We start from the raw sequence: 5,740 nt of genomic DNA, 5'->3' as shown, positions 1-5,740 counted from the left end.
ATCACAATTTTACTAGGGTTTTCATCCTATAATCCCCATGTACTTAACAAATTTAGGAACATGGGGATATATAACTTATCTTCGTTTTAATGCAGCCAGTTTCTTATCCCGCAGTTCAATCAGTTTTAACATGTTATGTTTAATTTCTTTTATAGTATCTTTGGTAATTTCTAGCCCTAATTCTTCAAAGTAGGGATTTTCTAACGGATGTAATTTTCCAGATTTTAAGTGACATATGAATTCAGTACCATTATTTAAAGTTATTTCTGCTGAACCTTCACCTACCCACCTCGCTTCATAAAAATCTATTGTACCTATACTGAAAGTAATATATTTCTCCATTTCTTTATTAAAAGGACTAATTATTGTATTAATCCTTTCAATGGCCCAATGTGGATTAGAGCGCTCGCAATTAGTATTTGAACATATATATTTCGATTCACCTAATTGCCCTTCAATTGTTTTTGAATTACATAAATCGCAAGTATTCATATTAATTTTCCTCCACGGCCAAAGTTTAAATATTCAAGTATATAATTTCTAAGTCGATTCCTGTTCAGATCCTGAATATTAAATTGAATGCTATCATTTGCATTTGAAATTCTTCTAGCTTGCTCATAATAGGGAACGGTCGTTCTTTTTAATACTTCATTAAAACTATCTAAATCATATTCTATTTTATCATTAACCGAGATCAATAGATTGTTTAAACTTTCTGAAAATCCCAAATTAAAAGCCACTATTTCTCCTCTAACACCAATTTGACTTATGCATTTTTTATGAATTATTCGAAAACATCTTGTATTTTTTGTCATTCCAATATTATGAGTTTTACATTCAATAATTGCATCATCTTCTTTAAAGATTACTTGTCCGCAGTCATCACAATACCATTCACTAATTGGTATAAGCATTCCTTTCGTTTTTATTTCTCTTTTTAATTCCGATTTTACTAATTTTGCTATAGTTTGCGGTTTAATATAAGGAAGTTTGCCTAAACCAATAAATTCACAATACACCCCTTTTTGGACTAAATATAGAATTTCATGCTCTTCATAATGGTATTTATCAACTTCAACGCATATTAAAAAAGGATAGATATACATATCATTCTCATTACTAAATCTCTCGGTTAAAGGCAATGCCTGAATCTTATCATAATTCAATACAATCTCCCCCAATGATTATTCCAATTAATAAAGGGCAATCAAACATAGATTGCCCTAATAAATTTTTACTATTGTATAAAATTTGGTTTTACATCTAAAGATTTAAAATTATTCTCATCCAGTTGCACTTCTTTTCCAGTTTTTAAATCTATTCCAAAAGTCACATTAAATAAATTTAACTTCAAAATATAATCATCATCTGTTAATTTAACTTTGCTCTTTAATAGAAAAGCAGAATTAATATTCTGATACAAATTTTTCTCATAAATACTTTCAGTATCAAAGTTTATCATTTGATACTGATATGGGGAATATACTTTAATCTGATCGACCTTCTTATCTGTATTCTCAACATTCTCTTCTATATTTATTACTGCATCTTTGTTATTAACTGCATATCCTTTGATTTGCATTCCTTTCGTATTATCATAAGTAATTGAATCAATATGAATTGTAGTTGAATCAGTTTTTTTCTCAAAATCAGGTTTAATATCAATATTTAAATGATTTTGTTCTGGTAATATTATTGGTGGATTATTTTCAGTACCACTTATGTTTAGAGGGATGTAATCATCGAATTCCTTAACTTGTTCCTTATCTAGTTGAATTTCACCTGCCAATACTTTGTTTATAGACTCTAGTTGAGCATAATCAATTCGCGAAATTAACTTTTCTTCCTTTGAATCACCACTAAAAAGGACTACTACATCGCCATCTATTCTTCTTACCTCTGTCTGATCTGGAAATAATTTAACTCCGTTATCACTAATTCCATAAAGTAAATTGAGATTATTGCTATTTTGCATATCTCCAACACTAGTAAAGGTATGAACAAATTGTTCCGGCTTACTACCAGTATATTTAATTGCAACTGTAAATCTTTTTTGCTTATCATCTATAGCTTCACCTATTAACTCTACTTTCCCATGAGGTACAGAATACATATTCATGTTCTGGCCTATTAATTTGATCTCAGGTTCCAGCATTTCTTTTTCAAAAGTATAACTAAACTTTGTTATATAATATTTAGAATTTTTCTCTTCAATTAAATAAGTACTTTTCCTTTTTCCAACAGTTTGAGTATCCAATTTTATTTTCTCTAATCCGACAACCTTGTACTTTGAAGGTGTTAATTTATTAATACTATACGCTTTTGGTAATTCAATTTTTTCGTCTTGATTTTCTTTTTTACCAGGATGTATATCATTTAAATCTACTTGTGTTAATGCTTGAGCTTTAGGAAATTCATTTTCATTAAGAAATGTATAGAAATCTACTATAAATTTTGTTACAAATTCTTTTTCGCTTTTCGTAATTTGTGGTGTCCCCCTTTTAGCTACTTGTTCTTCTTTTTTACTTGTTAATGTTTCTAAATACATAATGAAGCTTGCTAATAAAATTACAGTAACAGCTATTAAGACGTATTTTATTTTTTTATTCTTAATTAACCCTTTTTTTACAAGTTTCAAATTACATCACACCCTTTTAAAAACTTCTATTAAAAATTTGCTAAAAAAAATATATCTTCATTTTGAAGCCGTGAAATATGGTCCTTCAATCTTTCTTTAGCTTTCTTGAATTCTTCAATATTGTTAATATAAGCGAAATCCACTAATGTTCCATCCTCATTTGGTGTATACCATTTTATAGGTATAATCCCTTCATTTAAAAATTCAACCCATATATACACCTGTAAGACTTTAAATGCCTTAATATCTCCCCTATACAATGATTTGGAAAGTTGTTGCAACTTTATGGAACCACCATATAAATTTAATTCATAGTCCATAAACTAATCTCACCTTATAATATAAAGTCAATTTTTTTCGGTTTAATACAACTAATTTTGAAACTCCAAGTCACAAGCATATTAGTCCCTCTTCCATATTTTTTCTTTTTAAACGATCAACTTTTTCTAAAAAATCATTTGTAATAGCGATTTTTTCTGTTAATAGCTTCTTTTGATTCAATGAAGTAAAATCCGCTAAGAACTCTTCCCGAAAATTATCACGCTGCATATGCAAGTATTCTTGTAAATCATCTAAATTCTCTAATTCTACTGTTTTGTACTTTTTCATCCATTGTCTACGAAGACTAATATCCAACACTTTTAATGTTCTATGAGCAATTTGATACAGTAAATATATTTGATTTTTTGTAGTTGCTCCTTCTTCACATTCAGCTAACACTTTAAAACCTTCAGTAGCATTTACTGTGATTTGGATTAGCGTGTATTTTGCTATTACTTCTGGTCTTTCTGTAAAAACATACTCACAAATCAGAAAAACTTCGCCTGATTCGTATTCACACTTTTTTTCTTTCTGTTGATCTGTTAAATACAAATAACTATTTGGAGTAATACTTGCCTCCTTAAAATCAAAATATGCACAAATATAACCTGATTTTGTAGCAAAATGATCAGAGAATCTGATTGGAATATATATTGTCAAACAAGCCCTCTCCCTTGTTAACATTTATTTTTTTATTAAATGAATTGGGTAACTGATAATTACACATTCCCCTCTTATTGGTAGTTTGATTTTATCGGTAAACTCCTTCTTCTCTTCTACTAACAATTGACGACTTGGATAATCCAGCTACTTTACGGGAATACTCAGTTCCACATTTCAGACATTTCCCATCAATTCTTGGATCAAAATTATCCGATGTATACATGTAGTCAATAACATAGTCACATTTGTCATTAAAGCACTTAATTTTCAAATAAATTTTCGTATATTCTAACGTTGGTTCAGAAAACATAAAATCACTCCTTTTCAATTTCATTATTTTCATATTAAACATAATTTCGTTTAGTCTTATGAATATCTAATTAATAATAATAAAGATACAATTATTGCTAAAACTATATCTGCAATTTATACTCAAGAGTCAAACTTGAAAATCTAACAAAAATACATTAATCAGCATTATATTCATTTAAGGTAAAAATTTTAATATATATACTAAAAAAAGAGATAAAGGCGTATCAAAACTTTACGCTTTTATCTCTTTTTATACAGTTCCTTTTCTTATCCCAGAGAAAAGCATCCATTATGGATGTTTAACCATCATTATAAATCTCCCATTTACCACATGCTTTACAGCGATAGATTTGTATTTGTTCTTGAGTGAAATCTGCATCTTCTCCCATAATTTCTAGCCAATCCTTTTCATTTTCATCTTGTACGGATATATACCATACATCGTTAGGATTTACTTCGCTTGCAAATGAACCATGCGGTTTTGAAATTGAATGTTCACAATAATTACAGGCATTAATAACTTCTACATACTCCTTACTAGTTTGATGTTCTTTTAACTCTATAAATCGAATTAACTTGCTAAAGAGTTCATTTGGTACTTCTGCACAGTCTTTATAGTCAAGTATTTCTCCGTTGACTAGTAATTTTGCCAAAACATATCCCTCCCATCCCTCTAATTATATAAAAGGGGGACGGCAAATAAAATATATTATAAGTTTAATGAAAAACTACCTGTTATAACTCTTACTGTAGTTCCTTTCAAAATTAAAGTAATAAATTTGAAGGGAACATTTTTAAGTGTCTATATTCAATCAATTTTGCTTTTTTCTCTAAATTAAATGAAATTTGATATTTCAATCGTTCTACTCCGACTATATTATGCGGACCAATAACTGGCGTAACTTCAACCTCAACTATAAAATCATATCCCCTAAAACCATTAATTCGGCTCACTTTTAAGAAAGAGACTTGATATGGATATATCGATACCCGTTTATCTGTGTATTTTGAATAATACTTATTTACATCTTTTTCTAAAATATCATTAAAGAAAACCAAAAACATATCTTGAAATTTAAGTTCTACCGTATCTTCCTCAGGTTGGGGATATTGAGCATAAGTAAAATCTATACTTCCAAAAGTTAAGTAAAAAACTAATAACAAAAGATATACTCGTTTTAGATTCATCAATTATCTATCCATTCTTTTACACTTATATTTAGTGTAAAAGTTACTTTTTATTCTATTCTTAAAAACCTTCTATATCTATTCACTGCATGAATACTTTTCAACCTAAATAAGGTCTTTACTGTTTCAACGGACTCTCCATTATTTAACGCATTAATAATCGCGGTATTTCTAAGTACTCTAGATGAGATATTATGAAGCCCTGCATATTGGCCTTCTTTTCTTATTAATTTTTTTATGGCTTCATCTGATAAACGTTTAGGCATTTCTTTCGAATAATCCCATAAATAAGTCATTCTGTTATTATCATATGCAACAAACACTGCTTGTTCCGAATGCATCATAGGACGAATACTAACTGGAATACTTTTGTAATAGTCGTACAGTCTATTCATATCTTCATTTTGAATAGAGATATTTGTTTCACCAATCTTTATATTTCTCATATAAAAATTTACTTGATCCATATTTAAAGTTACTACTTCATTACGGGTTAATCCATATTTCCCAAGTAAAAGTAAAATCATTAAATTTCTTTCCTTTAGAATAGAACGTAACAATTTCTCTTTTTCACCAATTGCTACTGGGTAAGGATTTAAAACTGTCTGGACCAGGCTA

8 protein-coding genes are annotated in these 5,740 nt (G+C 28.8%); all 8 read right to left on the bottom strand.

What is annotated here, in order from left to right; genetic code table 11:
- Window positions 1–75: 75 nt before the first annotated feature.
- Window positions 76–492 (bottom strand): hypothetical protein, encoded by a 417-nt coding sequence (locus RCF13_RS21625; protein WP_047956597.1) that lies wholly within the window; start codon window positions 490–492, stop codon window positions 76–78.
- On the bottom strand, window positions 489–1,166 hold the full coding sequence (locus RCF13_RS21620) for a hypothetical protein (RefSeq protein ID WP_047956596.1): 678 nt from the start codon (window positions 1,164–1,166) through the stop codon (window positions 489–491). Before RCF13_RS21620 ends, RCF13_RS21625 begins: the two co-directional genes overlap by 4 nt.
- A 71-nt stretch (window positions 1,167–1,237) precedes the next feature.
- Entirely contained in the window at window positions 1,238–2,638 is a 1,401-nt protein-coding gene (locus RCF13_RS21615) for a hypothetical protein (RefSeq protein ID WP_308141541.1), read from the bottom strand.
- Between the two features lie 29 nt (window positions 2,639–2,667).
- Window positions 2,668–2,958: a hypothetical protein gene (locus RCF13_RS21610; RefSeq protein WP_086403682.1), complete on the bottom strand. Its 291-nt coding sequence runs from the start codon at window positions 2,956–2,958 to the stop codon at window positions 2,668–2,670.
- 70 nt (window positions 2,959–3,028) lie between these two features.
- Window positions 3,029–3,643: a hypothetical protein gene (locus tag RCF13_RS21605; RefSeq protein ID WP_308141540.1), complete on the bottom strand. Its 615-nt coding sequence runs from the start codon at window positions 3,641–3,643 to the stop codon at window positions 3,029–3,031.
- 590 nt (window positions 3,644–4,233) lie between these two features.
- On the bottom strand, window positions 4,234–4,587 hold the full coding sequence (locus RCF13_RS21600; RefSeq protein WP_001995766.1) for a hypothetical protein: 354 nt from the start codon (window positions 4,585–4,587) through the stop codon (window positions 4,234–4,236).
- Between the two features lie 112 nt (window positions 4,588–4,699).
- Entirely contained in the window at window positions 4,700–5,122 is a 423-nt protein-coding gene (locus RCF13_RS21595; protein WP_016121542.1) for a DUF3888 domain-containing protein, read from the bottom strand.
- A gap of 50 nt (window positions 5,123–5,172) precedes the next feature.
- Window positions 5,173–5,740 (bottom strand): site-specific integrase (locus RCF13_RS21590; RefSeq protein ID WP_308141539.1); only part of this gene is annotated, 568 nt, incomplete at its 5' end.

Source organism: Stenotrophomonas maltophilia group sp. RNC7, assembly GCF_030910085.1.
GTDB lineage: Bacteria > Pseudomonadota > Gammaproteobacteria > Xanthomonadales > Xanthomonadaceae > Stenotrophomonas > Stenotrophomonas sepilia.
Note: the sequence above shows the minus strand (reverse complement) of the source record. Positions and strands in the feature narration are given on the sequence as shown.

Coding starts and splice junctions, on each gene's coding strand:
- RCF13_RS21625 (WP_047956597.1), bottom strand. CDS start 492: ATGAATACTTGCGATTTATGTAATTCAAAAACAATTGAAGGGCAATTA.
- RCF13_RS21610 (WP_086403682.1), bottom strand. CDS start 2,958: ATGGACTATGAATTAAATTTATATGGTGGTTCCATAAAGTTGCAACAA.
- RCF13_RS21605 (WP_308141540.1), bottom strand. CDS start 3,643: ATGTTAACAAGGGAGAGGGCTTGTTTGACAATATATATTCCAATCAGA.
- RCF13_RS21595 (WP_016121542.1), bottom strand. CDS start 5,122: ATGAATCTAAAACGAGTATATCTTTTGTTATTAGTTTTTTACTTAACT.